Below are 16,509 nucleotides of genomic sequence, written 5' to 3' on the forward strand. Positions count from 1 at the left end.
ACGCGATGCGACTCAGTCGCCCTTGGCGCCTACCCGACGCGTGTGCCTGTGACGGAAGGTCTCCACGTATCGTCCGATAAACTCGCTCATCGCGCTGCGATGGCGGAGCGCTTCGTAAGGCAACGACACCCCGAGCTCACGTGCAATGTCGGTGGCGTAGATGATCTGCGACGCTGTCGGGGGCACGAGATCGGCGTCTAGGCATTGAAGCATGCTTGTGGTCAGGCATGCGGCCAGCCGGTCGACGAGGTCGATGCGCGAGGCGGGCGAGTCGCGGCGCAGCTGCTGCTGTAGCCACGCCTGGCTGATGGACTCATCCAGCGTGAACGTCACGCTGTCCTCCCCGGCAACCGTTATATGCAGCGCCATGGCACGCTCCTGGCCGCCCCCGGGCGGACCCGCCTTGCTTCGATACTACGATATTCGTAGTATCGGCTCAAAGCCAAAGGCAGCAACCTCATGGGCCCGTCCTGTGTGGTTGCCCTGTGCCCCGCGATCCTGACATCCGGCAGATCTTCCAGGAGCGCCTGAAGACCATGCGTATCAAGCGTGAGCTTTCCCAGCGCGAGCTGGGCATCCTGGCCGGGCTGGATCCATTCGTGGCCAGCGCCCGGGTCAATCGCTATGAGCTGGGCGTGCATGCGCCGGACGTGGCCACCGCCCAGCGCCTCGCGCAGTGCCTGCAGGTGCCGCTGGCCTACCTTTTCGCCACCGACGAACGTCTGGCTCGCGCCATCCTTGCCTTCGATCAGCTCAGCGCCCGGCAGAAGGATCGGTTGCTGGCTGACATCGAGCCGAAGCCGGGATCGCCCCCATGAGCCCCATGGCCGTCCTGGACCTGCTGACGGACCAACCGCTGGCCGATCGCAGGGCGCTGCGCCGTCGTCTGCTCGAGGATTCGGACGGTGCCTTCCATCGGGACATCGTGCGCGCGTTGGGCCTGCCGCAGGCGGCGCTGCCCCCAGCTCTGCGCCGTCTGCCCCGCCGGCAACCCTCCCGGCGGGCGACCCAGAGCCTGCTGCGGGTGCTGGGCGTGACAGTGCGTGCCCACGCGCTTTTCGGTGATATCGCTCCCACGCGGCGCTGGTTGGCGACCCCCCTGGCCATGCGCGGCGGTCCGCGGGGTTTCCCGCTGGCCGACGTCATGCGACCCGCCCATCGGCGCGTCCTGGTCACGGCTATACGGCGTACGGCGCACGGCATTTACTGAGCCGAGCCTTCGGTCCGGCGCGCTCCGATCATCGGTGAGCGACGCCGAGCCCAGCGCTCCAAGGGAGCGGTCACCGGATGCAAGGCAGGAACATGCTGTGGACCCCACCATGCACTGGCTAGGGTCCGAAGGTAGGCGTAGAAGCGACGCTGCCGACGCGCGTAGTGGGGTGATGCTTGTTGCCATTGCATGTCCCATACCTCGAACGGGCGATACGGCAATCCATGGGGTAGTGAGGGCCCCGTCGACGGCGTCAGACTTGTCGCCACCGCCGCCATGGCGGCACGCCGGGCACCTGGGTGGCCCAGTCGTTTCAGAGCGTCCAAGGGCGAGCGCAGCGCCGGGCCCCGGCGACGCACTGGCACGAGCCACCGGGCCAGCGCCCCCGGGCGCTGGAAGCCTTCCATGAGGGAGGGTGAGGCGATGGGCGCCCAGTTATCACTCACCACCGCCGCCATGAGCTGGACCTCCCGCCTGAACCTGGGTCGCGTCGCGCACAGGTCCAGCAGGCACTGGACAGCTGAAAGCTGCGCCGTGACGGCAGGATCGTCGCGGTCGATCCCCCAGCGCGCGATGATCTCCTCGGGGCTTTCCAGCCCGGGAGCGGCGTGGCACCAGCTAAGCGGCATACCGTGCACCGGACAGGTCAGGCACCAGATGTTTGCCCACGCGCGCCTGAACGCACGCGGGCGCCCCAGGCGGTCATCCGCCGCCCAGCAACAGGCGCAGAAGGCCCGTCGCTGATGGGGCTCCAAGTGCTCGGGTCCGCCGCTCAAGCGGTGGCCCAGCAGCTTGACGGCAGGGACATCGAGCCGACTCGCAAGGGCCCTTATGTCTGCCGTGCTCGCCGGGGCGGCAGCTGAGCCTTCGCCGGCGCCCGACGTCGCCGGTCGCACGTCCAGTCGGCGCCCCAGTCCGGTCAGCCAGCCTTGGTAGTAGCGATCCGCACGCTCGATAACCGACTCGAGGCTTTCGTCGGGCCCGGGGCCGGGAATGGTCCAGCGTTCCACGCCGCCCGAACTCATCGGTTCGCTCCGTGTACATCCTCTCCCACCAGCGAGCGAGGAAACTCATTGATCGAGCGCTCCAACGTGGCCATGCTCACCGATTCGGTTTCGTCCTCCACCGCCAGCATCGCCGCGCGCGACAACCGCCGCCGCATCTCACGCAGGTTGCCGCGCGTGATGCCCACCAGACATTTCATGGCCGCCATCGAGGTCACCTGGGAGCGACGCCTCAGCGGGTACATACGCATGATCGCGTCCAGCAACCGTGCGAGCTCAGGTCCCGCCTTCCAAGCTGGCAAGTGCAATGTGTCGTAACGCGCGGCCAGATGGGGATCGGCATTGAGCGTGCTCTGGGCCAACCCGTTGCCCATCAGCACTACTGTCCGCTTGGAGTGGTTCATGATGTAGCGAATGGCGTGAAGGCAGTTCGTTTTCTGCGTCTCGGTGGCCGCCAGGAGATCCTGAAGCTCATCAATGATGATGAGGTCGATATCGGATGCTTTGATCGCCTCGATGAACGCGGAACGCCGTTTCTCCGCAAGCAGCCGACCACGGATAGGATGGCCGATCTGTTCGAGCAGACGGATGAATATCTCATTGGCGTCCTTGACGGACGTCAGGTCGATATAGAGCGGCGCCATCTTCGCCGCCTTCGTCTCGGTGGCCTGGCGGGCGGCGTAGCGGCGGATCATCGCCCACGCGATCGAGGACTTGCCCTGCCCTGAGTCGCCCCAGATCAACAGCCCATCGGCACGTTCGGAAGGTTCGGATTTCAGCATGAAGTCCACGTGCTCGAAGGCCTGCATCACCGAGGGATACTTGATGAAGAAATCGCGCGACATCGACCTCACCCGTTCGGCGGTTGGCAGGGCCAACAACGGCACCACATCAGGGTCCAGATGTGCGAACTCGGGAAGCTGGATGATTGCCGGCTTAGCCATGATCGTTCTCCGCCGACAAGGGGCTTTGCAGGGCGAGCTGGATATCCGCGTCAGTCCATGACGGCGCTGCAGCTTCGTCGGCCGTTGAGGCGGAAGGCTTGGTCGAAGAGGGGGTGGCGTCGCTGCGTCGGGCTTGATACTTCTGCCGCTTAGCCTCCCGAACGATGGCATCGCTTACCTCGAAAGCGCGGTCGTGCAGGCTCATGGCGTACGAGCGTTCGGCCGCAGTCATAGCGACCTGGCGGCCATCCTCGGCGACCATCAGCGCCTGCACGCGACCGCCGTCGGGGGTGGTGACCCAGATGCTTCCCCGGTCGCGCGGATCCACGCGCACGGAGACCGATTGGTTCATCGATGCGGCAAGCGCCTGGTGCCAATAGCGTCGGTTATCGACGTGCACACCGCCGCGCTGAATGACCCGTTCGACAAGAGGAAGAAAGTCGACATAGAACATCGCCGGGTCGATCGGCACACGCGGGTAAACGCCCTGCTCGGCTTGCGCCTGCCAGTAACGCTGCCATGCGACAAGCGGCGGCACGCCCAGCCCCCGGTGCACACGCGTGTGGTAGCGCAGGCAAATCTGTCGCGTGAGCCACTGCCGGAACTCCTCCAGCGTCAGGATCGCCTTCGCTTCGCTTGGATAGTCCTTCCGTTGTGCCACGTTACTGAACGTCGTGCCGGGCACGGTGTGCACCATCCGCATGAGTGTGCCGTTCAGCCGTTCGATGTGGCCGCCGTAGTGCGCCTTGCCGAGCGGGCGCCACTTCAAGGCGATCCCATGCTCGGCGCAGCCCTGCTTGAGCGTGGGGCCGCTTAGCTCCTTGGCATTGTCCGCGCGAACCTCCTCCAGATACCCGAACACGGGATAGTCGATCCCGTCGACGCCGTGTTCGAGCTTGGGCAAGACCGCGTGGCTAAGACACATCGACACAGACACCGACGAAGGTGCGCTCATCGACACATAGAAGCCGACGACCACCCGTGTGGCCACGTCGATCGCCAGCGTCAGCCAAGGACGGCCAATCTCTGTCAGGCGGTCGTCGCTGAGTAGGATCAGGTCGACACGCGTATGGTCAATCTGTATCACCTGCAGCGGCCGAAGGTCTCCGATGCATCCCAAGCGAGGCTCCCAGCGCTGCCGGGCTTGCTTGCGGCCTTCGCGCTTGACCGAGAGCGCATAGCCTTCGGCGTCACGAAGACGCAAAAGCACCGAGCCGCTGTGGGGAGGTGATAGTCCCCGGCGTCGGCAGAGGGCCGCGACGCGATCAATCACTTCCTGCTTGGTGACCTTTTCTCGCCGGCTGTAATGCTTGGCAATGACATGCTGGATGATCCGCTCGATAGGCTCAGGTAGCCGCCGCGTGCCGGTCGCCCGGCCGCGCTTACCCCTCACGAGGTTGGCCGCGCGAGGCTCACGACGAAAGGCCGCCAGGTAGCGGCGCACCTGACGTGTTCCGACGCCATAGGCCTGTGCGATTGCTCGCGTGACAGCCATGGACACCGTGCGCTGGTTCACATACGGCTGCAGGTGCAAATTGAGCGATTGGGACCGCTCGCGTTCCTCCGGGGACACCGCGTCGTCCTTGGTCCCGGACCGGTGGGGCCGTAGCGGCTTGACCCGGGCGATACTCACCTCGCTGGTGGCCTGGGTCTTTACGTTCAGGACCCTCAGCATGGCTGGGCCGAGTCGGGCTTCGATGATGCACACCTCGTCGTCGACGAAGACGACCTGATGGGGATCCAGCCAGCAGGCTGCCTGCACAAGGATGGGCGACGCCGGCAAATTGGGCGTGTTTAGGGTTTTTTTGGACACAAGTGGACTCCTCCGCGCCTTCCGGCACGGGTTTCTTGGAAACAGACCTGCCCGTTCGGCACGTAGAACACGGCCGAAATCGGTTGACAGGGGGAAGGAGGGCACTCCACAATGCAGGGGCAGCAACTGCTCAAACCGCTGTGCCTTGCAATGCCCCCGTACTGGTCATACGGGGGCATTGTGCTTTTCGGACGCCCGGAAGCGAGAAAGTAGGCGCTAACGGCTCCTTGGGCAGGTGATAGAGGTGGACGGGCAGGCAAGGGCCCGACGTCCACGGGTGATGGGGGAAGCATGCATGGCTCGCCCCCCCGCCCAGCGTCGCATACCGCCTCACGCGATGCAATCGCCAAGTCGTCGTAAGTGTCTGATATTGTTCCGTATTATGTATACGATACGGACATAAGTGCTTTTTCTCCGGGCATGGCCACACTCCCCCGTGGACGTTCACATGCTGACGAGGCTCTTCCCGGGCGATGCATCCGCCTGTGATGGCTGCGAGTCATTTATGCCAGCAAGCCGAGTTTGTCCTTAGCTCGTGATTGGCAGCACACGAACGGTGCGAGGCGGACGACCGGGCAGCCGTCAAAGGATGTCATCCCCCCCCGTTTGCATCGGCTTGCGGCAGCCCTTCGTCACCGCGAGGACGGCGCTCGGGACCGTCATAGTTCTGGACAAGGCGCGTCGCCCAATCAGACGGATGTAGGGCCTATCGCCCTCCTCTGCAGCATGAGTGGCGCTCTCGTGGTCACGGTCAGAGGATGCGCAGAACTGTGATCTACCGGAGCCCGGAACCCTTCCATGGGTCAATGCGTGCGCAGGCCTGCATCCGCGATCAGTGACTAGACGACTTCCGTTAAGGGTGCCGCGCGCGCGCTTCGGCGTACGCGCACCGGCACGCCTTTCGCCGCGGGTGTCTTCGATGCCTGGTCGTGATACCAGAGCGGCACCAGCGGATTCATTTCGGGATAGTAGCCACCCACACACCCCCTGGGCAGGTCGAAGACAGTGACGGTCAGTCCATCGACTTCGCGTTCCACTCCGTCACCGGCGTCGCTGGCCAACGCGACGACGTCGCCTGCCTCCAGGCCCTGATCAGCCACGTCCTGTCGGTTCATCAATACGATGGCACGCGAACCTTCAAGCCCGCGCAGGCGGTCGCTGAAGCCGTAGATAGTCGTATTGAACTGGTCGTTGGATCGCATCGTGATGAGATGGAAACGACCTGGCGCGTCGCCGACGCCAAGTGCTGACGAGACCGTCGGCGTCGTGAACTCTGCCTTGCCGCTCGGTGTTTCCCACTTGCGCTCATGGGCAGGGTTGCCGCGGTAGAAGCCACCCTTGTGGAACATCCGCGCCTCGTAGTCGCGGAACATCTCTGGATAGGTCTCTTCGATCAGGGTGCGCACGCGGCTGTAGTCGGCGCCCCAGATCAGCCAAGGACGCTTGGGATGCGAAGGCAGCACCGCAGCGGCAATGCCGGCGACAATCGATGGCTCCGAGCGCAGGTGCGGGCTTGCCGGCGTTGCGTGGCCCATCGACCCGTGTATGTGGCTGAAGCTGTCTTCGATGGACACGGCCTGGGGGACGCCGCCTTGCATGTCCTGCTCCGAGCGTGCAAGGCACGGGAGAAGATAGCTGGCCTTGCCGTGGACGAGATGACTGCGGTTGAGCTTCGTGGCAACGTAGACGGTAAGCGCCAGTTCCTTCCAGGCATTCTCCATCGCGTTTTGCTCAGGGATAGCACGGACAAAATTTCCACCCAAACTGACGAAGGCGCGGACCGAGCCATCCCGGACCCCTTCGCACACTTCGACCGTGGTGCGGCCCTTCTTGCGAGGCGGGTCGAAGGCGAACATCTCGGCAAGCTTGTCGAGCGGCACGAGTTCGGGCTTTTCCGAGATACCCACCGTTCGCTGGCCCTGGACATTGGAATGGCCGCGGACTGGTGAAATACCCGCGCCCTCGCGCCCGAGGTTTCCACGCAGGAGCAGGAGGTTCACCAGCATGCCGATGCTCTGCGACCCGTGCACGTGCTGCGTAAGGCCCATGCCATATACGCCGATGACGTTGCTGGCTTCGCAGTAGACATCGGCAGCCGCCTCGAGGTCAGCCCGTGCCAACCCCGAGTGCGCCTCGATCGCGTCCCACGACGCCGTTTCAGCGGCTTGCCGGAACGCGTCGATGCCCGCGGTGTGTTGCTCAATGAAGGCCTGGTCGAGGATGCCCTCCCTGCCGGCGGCTCGCTCTGCCTCGTCGCGGTGGAACACGCGCTTGCACATGCCCATGAGCGCCGAGATGTCGCCCCCGGGGCGCACCTGAAGATACATGTGCGAGAGCTCGGTCGGCGTTTGGGTCACCATCTGCAGTGGGTTCTGCGGATTGATGAAGTGCAGCAGGCCAGCCTCCCGCACGGGGTTGAACGTGATGATCTTGCACCCGCGCTTGACGGCCTCCTGGAGCGGATGGAGGAAGCGCGGGCTGTTGGTACCGGGGTTCTGGCCGAAATAGAAGATAGCGTCGCAGTGCTCGAAGTCCTCCAGCACGCAGGTGCCGACCGGCGAACCGATGACCTTCTTCAGCCCTACCGATGTCGTCTCGTGGCACATGTTCGAGCTATCAGGGAGATTGTTGTTTCCATACACACGGGCAAGCAAGGCATAGAGATATGACGCCTCCAGCGATGCCTTACCGGAAGCGTAGAACACGGCCTCGGGCGCCTGGAGCGCGCGAAGGTGCTCCCTGATACCGTCAAATGCCTCTTCCCAGCTGCACCGGACATAGGTGTCGCTGTCCGTGGCGTAACGCATGGGTTCGGTGAGGCGACCGGTCATTTCAAGGTCGTAGTCGGCCCATGTACGCAGTTCGGTAAGGGTATGTGCGCTGAAGAACTCTGGCGTACAGCGGTCGCTGGTGAGTTCCCAGATGGTGGACTTGGCGCCGTTCTCGCAGAATTCGAACGCATGGGTGTGGGCGGGCTTTCCCCAGGCGCACGACGTGCACATGAAACCACGCGCCTTGTTCTGGCGCCAGAGCGTGGACAACGTATGGTCTGGCCGTTCCCGCGCGAAGACCTTGGCCATGCCCGACACGGAGCCCCATCCGCCAGAAACGTGTTCTTCTGGCTGCTCGTCTCGCCCGTCATCCGCCATGGCCAATGCCCCGCATGAAAGATCTCATCATCCCGGCCGTCGCGTCGCCCCGGCGTCCGCATTCACCCACGGCGCGTTCACGGCACGACGACTCCCATCACGTCGCAATGGGGGAAACTTAGCCAGAGCGCACCCATGACGCCCCAGCCAGCATCCCCCGTCCGTTACTCGCCCGCCCTTGAACATATCGACGATGACGAGGTGAGTGTGCACGCCGGTCTTGTCGAGCAGTTGGAGAAAATCGGCGATACCACCTACGCACACGGCCACCACGCCCTGCGCAGCGTGCACGCCAAGGGCCATGGGTTGCTCATCGGGTCGGTGACGATCCCCGACCACCTGCCGCCTGAACTCGCGCAGGGGCTGTTTGCAAGCCCTGGCACGTATGACGCCGTGATTAGGCTTTCGACACCTGCCGGTGACGTACTCGACGACAACGTGTCGCTGCCGCGAGGCATGGCCGTGAAAATCATCGGGGTAGATGGAGAGCGCGTAGCCGCGTCGATGGAAGGGCGTACCCAGGATTTTGTCATGGTGAATGGCCCGGCCTTCGCCAAGCCCGACGCCAAGAGCTTCCTGCGCTCGCTTAAGCTGCTTGCAGCGACCACGGACAAGGGCGAGGTGCTCAAGCGTGCGTTGTCATCGACGCTGCGCGTGGTGGAGAAAGCGGTCGAGGGCGTTGGCGGAAAGAGCCCGGCACTCCTGACCATGGGCGGGCACCCCGAAACGCATATCCTCGGCGAGACGTTCTTCACGCAGGTCCCGCTGCGCTTTGGCGACTACGTTGCCAAGATCTCGTTTGCCCCCATCTCGCCGGCGCTGACGGCATTGACCGATGCACCGGTCGACCTGAAGGATCGGCCCGACGGGTTGCGGGAAGCGGTCGTGGACTTCTTCCGCGAAACAGGCGGCACGTGGGAAATCCGAGCGCAGCTCATGACCGATACCGAGAAAATGCCCGTTGAAGACGCGTCTGTGCCTTGGCCGGAGGACCACAGCCCCTACCGTGTCGTCGGCACCCTTACCGTGCCGCCGCAAGCCGCATGGGACGAGCAGAACATCCGCGCCATCGACGCCGCCACGTCGTTTAATCCCTGGCATGCCCTAGCCGCACACCAGCCGCTCGGTGGCGTGATGCGAGCGCGCCGAGTCGCATACGAAACCATGGCCCGCATCCGGCGCGAGCGCAATGGCACGCCTGTGCGGGAGCCCACGTCGCTTAATGACCTGCTCGCGACGTAACGCCTCAAACGCGTCCGCAGCCGTTAACAAATCTTCTCGGCCAGGCTGACCATGGTCAGGGATATACGGCATCGACAGGCTACCTGCCGGCGGACGCCTGCTGGAAGGACCTAGGACGTCCCTGTGGCCTAACGACGGTGAGGCTGCGCTGTACCAATGCGTCGCTGGACCATGCTCGCAAGGCCTTCTGGTGAAGTGAAGGTGCGATCGATGGTTGCGGTGTGACAAAGCGCTGGTAACTCCCGTGACGCTTGGCGTCGCCGACCCTAGCCGCCACTGACACGCGCTAGCGCACGATGCCGCACTCTACCGTCGGCCGTCACCTGATTTTCATCGACGCTGGCTAGTCGGCGCCTATTGCTGCCTGGAAGGGTCAAGCTGCAATTGCTTGAGTTGGGATACACGGCTTAAGAATGTCCTCGTCGCCGCTCCCCTCCCTTAAAGACGTCCTCTTAGGCTGGATTATCTGCCGATCCCGGGGCGGATAGATTGATAAGCCTATGAATTGATGACACATTTAAGTGTCATCAACGATGGACATCTTTAACTAGGTTCCGACATTGGCGCCAGAAACTAGGCCTCAAATCGAACGCCTGGCCAGCAACTCAACCGGATTGACTATGCATGCCAACGCCCCGCCCTGAACCTCGGTTGCGGTCGCCAAAGTTAGGCCGAGACGCTTCAGTTTTGGGCTGACATCGCCCGCAAGCAGCATCACTTGATCATCGTATAACGCTTCATGATGACCTCAACCTCATCGCGATATACCGGACCAACACCGAGCGCCGTCACAGTCGGCTCGCCGGTGAAGTGAGGCGGAACTTTGTGCCCGCGATCAATAACCAGGTGATGGGGCAGCTCTGCCTTCTGGAGGTCACGGTAAGCACGAACCAGAGTGGTTAGGCTTTTTGCATACATGACGAGCTTGGTGCCCTCACCGGTGCCCTTGTATTCCCCCGTGACCTCGGGACGTTGCATCAAGGCTTTCTCGTAAGCACTGGTGAACGCATGACCGCACTGAGCCGCCAGCTTCCCCGGACTCATTTCCAGATCGGCACGGCAGATGACATACATGTTCAGGGGCCGATAACCGGCGTGGAACTCAGCCATCGTGCGCTTGCGCTCTTCAAGCAGCTGCAGGATGTCGTCTTCGAGAGCAAGTTCCATGGCGTATGGCCTTCCCGGCAGTGTGTCGTTCCGTACATTAGCCGGACGCTGGAATTTATCCAGTCCAGTACCCGCAATCGATGCTAAGTTCGCCACCCGCGCAACCAACATTGAGACCACCCTGGTCGCTACATCACAAAATGCCCATCACCTTATTGCGAATGATTCGCGTTCGCTATATCGTCCGCTTTTTACGCGCGGGCAATGCCAATGGCCTCGGTGGGTATTCTCAATTCGGTGCCCTCAGCCCTGCTCTGCGAGATGTTCGGGGCCGCCGGCTTTGGCTTTGCCGTGCTTGATCTGGAGCATGTGCTCCTCTCACCAGGCGATCTGCAACATGTCATCCGGGCTTGCGAGCTCGGTGGTTACGAGCCATGAGTGCGGGTGCCGGAGGTCGATGCAAAGCTGATCGGCCGGGTGCTCGACGCCGGTGCCAGGGGCATCGTCATCCCACGACCGGAGACCGCCGAGCAGGCCCACGCCGCGGTGCAGGCCGCGCACTTTCCGGCCCTGGGCACCCGCGGCATCAACCGCGGCGTGCTGCTGGCCGCCCGGCGCAGCCGCCGGCGTGAACTTGAACCCGTTAACCCTGAAGGATCGACCCGTGCGTGACACCCCCCGCCTGCTTGCCTTGAGCCTGGCCATCGCCTGTGCCCTGCCCGCCACCGCCCTCCGTGCCGCGGACGACGACCAGGCCATGCGCCAGAAAGCGAGCGACCTGCAGGCTATTACCGTGCAGGGCAATGTGCTGGGTGCATCGCGCACCGAAGACGTGCGCACCTACGCGGGCAGCCGCCAGGTCATCGCGCGCAAGGACCTCGACACCGGCGCCTACCGCTCGCTGGACGACGCCCTGCAGCACGTGCCAGGCGTGAAGATCTTCGACGAGACCGGCACCGGTGTGCTGCCGCAGATCATGTTGCGCGGCCTTTACGAGAGCCGCAGTGGCCGCGTGCAGGTGCTCGAGGATGGCATACCGCTCTCGCTTGCCCCGTACGGCCAGACGAGCCTGTCGCTTTTCCCCGTGACGATGAACCAGATCGACCGCATCGACATCGTGCGCGGCGGCGCCGCCGTGCAGTACGGCCCGAACAACGTAGGCGGCGTGATCAACCTGGTAAGCAAGCCCATCCCGGAAACCTGGACCACCGTGCTTGGCGAGAAAGTGACGGCGGGTGGCAAGGGCAAATTCCTAAAGGACTCGTCGGTGAGCACCGGCGGCTACCTCACGCCGGATTTCGGCGTGCAAATGGATGCGGACTGGCTGAAGGGCCAGTACTGGCGCGACCACAGCGATACCGACGTGAAAAACGTGCGCCTGCGCACCGAGTGGTGGCTGGCCGATGACAAGGTGCTGAAGGCCGAGATCGGCCGCTACGTGGCCAACATGGATCTCGCGGGTGCCTTGTCGGTGGCCGATTACCGCGATAACCCCCGCGATGCGACACGCCCGCTGGATGAATTCACCGGGCGCACCACGCGCAGCGCTGTTACCTACCAGCAGGACCTTGGGGCGTGGGCGCTGTTCGACAGTTCGCAGTTCGACTGGACGACGTTCGGCGCCGAGAGCACGCGCAATTTCGTCGTTGGCATGCGCCGGGCCTCCACGCAGACGTGGAGCCCCGACCTCCCGCCGCAGCTGCGCCAGAGCGCGCCGCGAGGGTTCAGCGTGTACGGCACGGAGCCACGCCTGTCGCTGCGCATCGACGGCGCCGTGAGCCAGCAATGGACCCTGGGCGTGCGCGCCGAGCGCGAGGATATCGACTTCCTTGTCGGCAACACGGGGCTGGATAACGGCGTCTACACCCTCGCGCGCAACTGGAAGTTCAGGGATCGTGCGTTCGCCGCCTATGTCAGCGATGCCATCGGTTTCATGGACGATCGCCTGACGGTGACGCCGGGCGTGCGCTTCGAGCACCTGGACTCGGATTACCACGACCTGGCCACGGGCCGCACCACGCAAAACAATATCCGCAACAGCCTGCCCGGCCTCACGGTGGGCTTCAAGGTATCGCCGCGCTGGTACGTCTATGCCGATGCGCAGCGCTCGCTGCGCGCGCCGCAGGTGACGCAGATCGTGTTCGGCGACAACCTGGATTCGGAACTGGCCTGGAACTACGAAGCGGGCATGCGATTCTTCCCGGCCGAAGGTACCAGCCTCAACGTGGATGCCTACCGTATCGACTTCGACAAGCAGATCGCGCTGGACAACACCACGCGTACCTACGGCAACCTGGGCAAGACGCGCCACCAGGGTGTCGAAGCGCAGTTCGAGTGGTCGCCGGTGAAGGCGCTGAAGTTCGATCTCGGCTACGCCTATCTCGATGCGAAGCAGGAATCCGGGCAATACGCCGGCCAGCGCGTGCCGTATACCTCGCGTAACCAATACAACGTGGGCGCATCCTACGATCTCGGCGAGACCACGCTCGCGGTGAACGGCTACTACTTCAGCAAGGCGTTCACCGACGCGGCGAACACGCCGGTGGAGAACGCCATCGCCTCGATCGGCCCCCTGCCCTCCTACGCGGTGTGGAACGCACAGGTGAGCCACGTCTTCCTGCGCGAAAAAACCAGCACCCTGAAGGGCACGCTGGCCGTGAACAACCTCGCCGACCACCGCTACTACTTCCGCGGCATCGACACCAGCCCCTGGGGTCGCGAGCCCGCACCGGGCCGCACCTTCACCGCAGGGGTGGAGCTGGCTTTCTAAGCGCAAGCGACATCTCAGAAATCGTACGAGACGGCGACACGAACGTAACGCGGCTGCTGGCGGTAGACGACGCGTTGGTACGAATCCACCGGAACATCGTTGGTGCTGCCGTAACCGGAGTCGTACTGGATCGGGCGTTGTTTATTGAGGATGTTGAACACGTAGAGGTTGAAAGCGAGTTTCTTCCCTGCCCATTCCGGACGGTACTCCAGGTTGCCCGACAACGTGTATTGCCACGGCGTGCGTCCAGCGCGGCCCGGCGGCTCGGGACGGCCATCGCAGAAGTAGTACGAGGTCTTGCCGTAGCCGGACGGGTCGCGATCCTCTGGCGGTAGATCAGGGCCACCAAAGGCGCCCAGGCAGCCCTTGGGCAGGCCCGACACGACGGCGAGGTTCGCGCCCAGCAGCCATTCCGACGCCATCTGCCAGTAGCCATTGAATTTGAACTGATGGCGCTGGTCGTTGGCCTGGTCGCCGTTGGAATACACCATCAGCGACGAGTAATCCCACGACGTCGTTGCGGCGATGTCGGACTGCCGGATATCCGATCGCACCGGGCCCTCGGTGTTACCGAAGCTGTGCGAGTAGACGTAGTTGAACGAGCCGTACCACGTGCCGTCGAACGGGTGCTCGAGCGTGAACTCCAGGCCGGCGTACTTGCGCTTCAGATGCGGAAAGCCGAAATCGTCGTTGGTGACGTGCACGTTGTGGCGCGCGCCATCGTCGGTAAGCAGCGTGAAGTCGGAGGCCTTGCCCGGGTTGAAGATGTAGCAACTGGGGTTGGCATCGCTGAGCGCGTCGGTGTCCACGCCTTGCGCGCGGGCGGCCGCCTGGATGGTCCCCACGTCGCATACATCGTCCAGCGCGTTGCGCAGGTTGCGCACCACGCCCTTCACGCCGTAAACCCACTCCGGCCCCCACTGGTGCTGGAAGCCCAGCACGTATTCATCCTGGAATTCGGCCTTCAGGTGCCGCGCCGTCACCGTCTCCGGATCCGGCGCCGCGCCGGTCAATGCCGCGGCACTGCCGGCGACGGCGTGACCCGGCGGCAGGGCCGTCAGGCCACTTGGCGTGCCATCGGCGTTGATGCCGGTGTAGGTGAAGTACTCGTTGGTGAACAGGTTGCCACCGGCACCGCGAATGGCCACCGAGTTCGGCAGCGCGAGGTAGTAGCGTCCCACGTTGCCGAAGACCTTGAAGCTGGCATCGCCGCCGACGTCCCAGGCGAATCCGACACGCGGCGCCCACTGCGGCTTGGTCTGGCGGATGTACGCTTTGTGATCGGTGTTGTAGTTGGTGAACTGATCGTTGCGCAGGCCCAGCTTCAGGAGGAAGCGGTCGCTGACCTGCCACGCGTCCTCGATGTACTGCGCCCGCTGCGTGGTCTGGGCCGAGGCCACCGCGCGATAACGGTAGCGCGAGACGTAATAGCCGTCCTCGCCGCCGGGGTAGCCAACCGGCGCCGGCACCCCGTTCTGGATGTCGATGGGCGCCGTCGGGTCGCCCGAGGCATTGGTGTAGATCCACCAGTAGCCGCCATCGGGACCGGACACGATCGAGCCCTGGTCGGTGGCCACCGCCACCTGGTTGTCGATGCCGGCGCTGATGGTGTGGTCCCCCAGGTGCTCGCTCAGGTCGATGCGCAGGTTGCGCGTGCGGTTGGCGGCGGAGGGATCGTTCAAATACCCAAACGGCTGCGACCCGGGAAGCGGCACGCCGCCATTCAAGGCCGGGTTCTGGTTGCTCGCCCCGCTGATGAATACCTGGTCGGCGTCGTAGCCAGGGTACTGGGTGTAGTTCTTGTTCTTCAGCTTGCCGTACATCGCGCTCAACGTGAGGTCGTCGGTCAGGTAGCCGGTGTACTTCACGATGCCGATGTCGGTCGACGTCTTCGTGGGCGACGACTGCGCGCGGAAGGCGCCTTCGGTCTTGCTATCGTAGTCGTAGAAGAACTGGTTGGCCTGGTAGGACTGCTTGCTCGACACCCCGGTGAATTCGAGGATGTGATTGTCGGTGATGTTCCAGTCGACCTTGGCGTACCAGCGCGGATCACGGTAGCGGTATTCGGTCTCGTAGGGGCCGTCGATGCTGCCGATGCTGCTGCCCTGTTGCCGTTCGACCTCGTACGCGGCATAGAAGAACAGTTTGTCCTTGATCAGCGCGCCGCCGCCGTATCCGTTGATGATCTCCGACCAGCTCTTGTCCTCGCGGTTGTAGTCGTAGAGCTCGCCCTTTCGCTTGCCCTGGACGTAGTAACTATTCGCCGGCCCCGCGCGCAGTGAGCGCGGCAGCCACTGGATCTGTGCGCCGAAGTGCCACTCGTTGGTGCCATGCTTGCCCACCTGGCTGATCACACCACCGTCGGAGCGCCCATATTGCGGACCGTAACCCGCGGTCAGGGTTTCCTGCTGATCGATGGCGCCATACGGAAGCTGCGTGCCACCCAAGTTGGTCAGTGGGTTCGAGGTGTTGAATCCGTTGATGTAATAGGCGTTCTCCGCGACCGACGAGCCGCTGAAGGCGACACCGCCGAACGCGGGATTGCCAGCCACCGTGCCCGGGGCCAACAGGGCGACGGATTCGGCACTACGGGCGACGGGCAACTTGGCCAGCTCGGTGGCCGTGACGACGGAACGTGAGTCCACGCTGGTCGTATCGATCGCCGGGATGGCATTGGCCGAGACGGTTACCGCGGCGAGGTTTTCCGTCGAAGGGCCTGCGGCCGAGCTGGCTTCGGCGAAGGACACTTGCGTCGTCGTGCCCACGCGCAGCTGGATGTTGTCACGGGTTTCGACAGGCTTGCCATCGCGAAGCAACGTCACGCGGTAGATGCCGATGGGAAGCGATGCGGCCGTGAAGCGGCCACGCTCGTCCACGGGCACGTCGCGGCTGAAACCGGAACCCGGGTTTTCCACGCGAACGGATTCCCCGGCCGCCGCGGGCGCCGCGCCGCTGATGGTGCCGACCGTGGACTGGGCGAATACTGCCGGGCTTTCGATGCCCAGCAAGGCGACTGCGATGGCCGCGGCGATAACGCGCGCGCGGCAAGGCATGGCATGGCGCATGGATGACATACGGTGAACCCCCGGATAAACCCCTGGACCGGCCCACGCCCCCTACGCGGTACCGACGGCCTGACGTGCGTGTTGGCACCTCTCCGAATATTCGGAGAGTTACTATCGGATACCACGCAGTTTGCGGGAGCGCAACGGAGAGTTGTGAATCTGGGGCTATTAGTGCGTACCGCGTCTCAAGAAGCCAGGGGGTGCC

General features: G+C 63.8%; 11 protein-coding genes and 1 pseudogene. 5 read left to right on the top strand and 7 right to left on the bottom strand.

All coding sequences use genetic code 11. The features are described 5' to 3' along the window. Nucleotides 1-12 precede the first annotated feature (12 nt). Nucleotides 13-369, bottom strand: coding sequence for a hypothetical protein (locus VI08_RS13675; RefSeq protein ID WP_052697929.1), 357 nt, complete (start codon nucleotides 367-369; stop codon nucleotides 13-15). Nucleotides 370-536: 167 nt separating this feature from the next. On the opposite strand from VI08_RS13675, the gene VI08_RS13680 reads away from it, so the two are divergent. Further along, nucleotides 537-818, top strand: a complete 282-nt coding sequence (locus VI08_RS13680; protein ID WP_045830204.1) for a helix-turn-helix domain-containing protein — start codon at nucleotides 537-539, stop codon at nucleotides 816-818. Between the two features lie 5 nt (nucleotides 819-823). After that, nucleotides 824-1,210: a hypothetical protein gene (locus VI08_RS13685; protein ID WP_045830159.1), complete on the top strand. Its 387-nt coding sequence runs from the start codon at nucleotides 824-826 to the stop codon at nucleotides 1,208-1,210. Here the strand turns inward: VI08_RS13685 and VI08_RS22590 are convergent. From VI08_RS22590 to VI08_RS13705, 4 genes are all read right to left on the bottom strand, one after another. Beyond that, nucleotides 1,204-2,235 (bottom strand): TniQ family protein, encoded by a 1,032-nt coding sequence (locus tag VI08_RS22590; RefSeq protein WP_084621510.1) that lies wholly within the window; start codon nucleotides 2,233-2,235, stop codon nucleotides 1,204-1,206. The genes VI08_RS13685 and VI08_RS22590 overlap by 7 nt on opposite strands. Next, complete coding sequence (locus VI08_RS13695; RefSeq protein WP_045830161.1) at nucleotides 2,232-3,158, bottom strand: TniB family NTP-binding protein; 927 nt, start codon at nucleotides 3,156-3,158, stop codon at nucleotides 2,232-2,234. Before VI08_RS13695 ends, VI08_RS22590 begins: the two co-directional genes overlap by 4 nt. Beyond that, a complete protein-coding gene (locus VI08_RS13700; RefSeq protein WP_052697933.1) occupies nucleotides 3,151-4,971 on the bottom strand; it encodes a Mu transposase C-terminal domain-containing protein in 1,821 nt (606 codons plus the stop codon). The genes VI08_RS13695 and VI08_RS13700 overlap by 8 nt, the downstream gene beginning before the upstream one ends. 839 nt (nucleotides 4,972-5,810) lie before the next feature. After that, on the bottom strand, nucleotides 5,811-8,120 hold the full coding sequence (locus tag VI08_RS13705) for an FdhF/YdeP family oxidoreductase (RefSeq protein ID WP_045830162.1): 2,310 nt from the start codon (nucleotides 8,118-8,120) through the stop codon (nucleotides 5,811-5,813). A gap of 135 nt (nucleotides 8,121-8,255) precedes the next feature. Here VI08_RS13705 and VI08_RS13710 point away from each other — a divergent pair, with 135 nt between their 5' ends. After that, on the top strand, nucleotides 8,256-9,362 hold the full coding sequence (locus tag VI08_RS13710; protein ID WP_045830163.1) for a catalase family protein: 1,107 nt from the start codon (nucleotides 8,256-8,258) through the stop codon (nucleotides 9,360-9,362). A gap of 714 nt (nucleotides 9,363-10,076) precedes the next feature. On the opposite strand, the gene VI08_RS13715 is transcribed toward VI08_RS13710, so the two are convergent. Next, nucleotides 10,077-10,529, bottom strand: coding sequence for an aminoacyl-tRNA hydrolase (locus VI08_RS13715; RefSeq protein ID WP_052697935.1), 453 nt, complete (start codon nucleotides 10,527-10,529; stop codon nucleotides 10,077-10,079). A gap of 210 nt (nucleotides 10,530-10,739) precedes the next feature. On the opposite strand from VI08_RS13715, the pseudogene VI08_RS21405 reads away from it, so the two are divergent. Beyond that, nucleotides 10,740-11,120: pseudogene (locus tag VI08_RS21405) on the top strand (aldolase/citrate lyase family protein); the annotation flags it as partial. A gap of 106 nt (nucleotides 11,121-11,226) precedes the next feature. Further along, a complete protein-coding gene (locus VI08_RS13725; RefSeq protein ID WP_084621519.1) occupies nucleotides 11,227-13,239 on the top strand; it encodes a TonB-dependent receptor family protein in 2,013 nt (670 codons plus the stop codon). Nucleotides 13,240-13,253: 14 nt separating this feature from the next. Here the strand turns inward: VI08_RS13725 and VI08_RS13730 are convergent, their stop codons facing one another. Further along, the gene (locus VI08_RS13730; protein WP_332308644.1) at nucleotides 13,254-16,304 is read right to left on the bottom strand and encodes a TonB-dependent receptor; all 3,051 of its coding nucleotides are present in this window, start codon (nucleotides 16,302-16,304) and stop codon (nucleotides 13,254-13,256) included. Nucleotides 16,305-16,509 lie beyond the last annotated feature (205 nt).

Source organism: Luteibacter yeojuensis (assembly GCF_000964085.1).
Classification (GTDB): domain Bacteria; phylum Pseudomonadota; class Gammaproteobacteria; order Xanthomonadales; family Rhodanobacteraceae; genus Luteibacter; species Luteibacter yeojuensis_A.

Bases quoted from the DNA above. Each gene is read 5' to 3' on its own strand.
- VI08_RS13675 (WP_052697929.1), bottom strand. From the start codon at position 369: ATGGCGCTGCATATAACGGTTGCCGGGGAGGACAGCGTGACGTTCACG.
- VI08_RS13680 (WP_045830204.1), top strand. From the start codon at position 537: ATGCGTATCAAGCGTGAGCTTTCCCAGCGCGAGCTGGGCATCCTGGCC.
- VI08_RS13685 (WP_045830159.1), top strand. From the start codon at position 824: ATGGCCGTCCTGGACCTGCTGACGGACCAACCGCTGGCCGATCGCAGG.
- VI08_RS22590 (WP_084621510.1), bottom strand. From the start codon at position 2,235: ATGAGTTCGGGCGGCGTGGAACGCTGGACCATTCCCGGCCCCGGGCCC.
- VI08_RS13695 (WP_045830161.1), bottom strand. From the start codon at position 3,158: ATGGCTAAGCCGGCAATCATCCAGCTTCCCGAGTTCGCACATCTGGAC.
- VI08_RS13705 (WP_045830162.1), bottom strand. From the start codon at position 8,120: ATGGCGGATGACGGGCGAGACGAGCAGCCAGAAGAACACGTTTCTGGC.
- VI08_RS13710 (WP_045830163.1), top strand. From the start codon at position 8,256: ATGACGCCCCAGCCAGCATCCCCCGTCCGTTACTCGCCCGCCCTTGAA.
- VI08_RS13715 (WP_052697935.1), bottom strand. From the start codon at position 10,529: ATGGAACTTGCTCTCGAAGACGACATCCTGCAGCTGCTTGAAGAGCGC.
- VI08_RS13725 (WP_084621519.1), top strand. From the start codon at position 11,227: ATGCGCCAGAAAGCGAGCGACCTGCAGGCTATTACCGTGCAGGGCAAT.
- VI08_RS13730 (WP_332308644.1), bottom strand. From the start codon at position 16,304: ATGCGCCATGCCATGCCTTGCCGCGCGCGCGTTATCGCCGCGGCCATC.